The organism is Streptomyces sp. NPDC002845 (genome assembly GCF_053591955.1).
This window is the reverse complement of record NZ_JBSFUU010000250.1, coordinates 1-1,241: the sequence shown is the minus strand read 5'-3', so window position 1 is coordinate 1,241 and position 1,241 is coordinate 1. Positions and strand designations below refer to the sequence as shown.

Below are 1,241 nucleotides of genomic sequence, written 5' to 3'. Positions count from 1 at the left end.
GCCCCGGTCGCGGCGCGATGCGCGGCGATCCTGGGCTCCCCGACCCGTGCCGCCTCGGAGGACGGACGCCAACTGCAGCTCGCCCTGGACGACGTCGCGTCCGTGCCGCCGTCCGGCTTCACGTTGACCGGCCTGGTCCAGCACATGGCGGAGGTGGAGCGGAACTGGTTCCGCCGCGTGCTCGCCGGAGAACAGGCCCCGCCCATCTACGACCCGCAGGCCGACCCGGACGGCCCCGACGGCGGCTTCGACCTTGCTGCGGGCGCCGCCCTGAGTGACGCCCTCGCCACCTGGCACGCGGAGATCGCCCGCGCCCGCGAGCACTGCGCCGACCGTGCTCTGACCGATACGGGCCGCTTCATGGAGCAGGACGTCAACCTCCGCTGGATCTACGTCCACATGATCGAGGAGTACGCCCGCCACAACGGCCACGCCGACCTGGTCCGGGAACGCATCGATGGCACCACCGGCGTTTAGCGCCGGATCAGGCAGCGTTAGCCCTGTCGACGACAGCGCGTAGGCGCTGGTCGTCGGCGTGGCGGTTTCGCCAGATGATGTAGCGGCGGATCATGCTGCCCTGTTCCTTGTGGCTGGCGTGGTCGGTGCCGTCGAGGGTGAAGTAGCGCAGGGCGGTGAACTGGGCCTCGATGCGGTTGAGCCAGGAACTGTTGGTGGGGGTGTAGGCGATTTCGACGTTGTTCGCCGCGGCCCAGGTGCCGACGCGTTGGCACTTCTTGGTGGTCAGGTGCGGGGAGAAGTTGTCGCAGACGATCGCGATACGGACCTGGGCGGGTAGAGGCTGCGCAGGTAGCGGCAGAATTCCAGGAACTGGGTGCGCTTCTTGACCGGCTTGATGTGGCCGTAGAGCTTGTCCTTGGCCAGGTCCAGGGCGGCGAACACGTGCCGTACTCCGCCGTAGCGGTTGTAGGTCGCCCGTCGCCTGCGGCGAGGTTCGCGGTCGGGGTCCTTGTGCTTGCCGGAGCGTTCGGCTCACTGCCGGCCCGGGTGGGGCATCAGGTTGAGCGGCCCGAACTCGTCCATGCAGAAGACGACTTCGGGCTCGCCCTCCTCGGGTATGACCTCGGCGTCGGCGATCGCGTAGAGGTGCTCAACGCGGGCCTTCTTCGCCGCGTAGTCAGGGTCCTTGGAGGTCTTCCAGGTCTTCAGGCGTTGAAAGGAGACGCCCTCCTCGCGGAGCAGGATGCGCAGGCCCTCGTGGCTGATGTCGTCGACCACCCCCT

1 protein-coding gene and 1 pseudogene are annotated in these 1,241 nt (G+C 68.3%); one reads left to right on the top strand and one right to left on the bottom strand.

Annotated elements, in window-relative coordinates:
- The first annotated feature begins 27 nt into the window (after positions 1–27).
- Complete coding sequence (locus ACWD3C_RS48685) at positions 28–477, top strand: DinB family protein (protein ID WP_451155277.1); 450 nt, start codon at positions 28–30, stop codon at positions 475–477.
- A 7-nt stretch (positions 478–484) separates the two neighbouring features.
- Here ACWD3C_RS48685 and ACWD3C_RS48680 read toward each other — a convergent pair.
- Positions 485–1,241 (bottom strand): annotated as a pseudogene (locus tag ACWD3C_RS48680) (transposase); the annotation flags it as partial.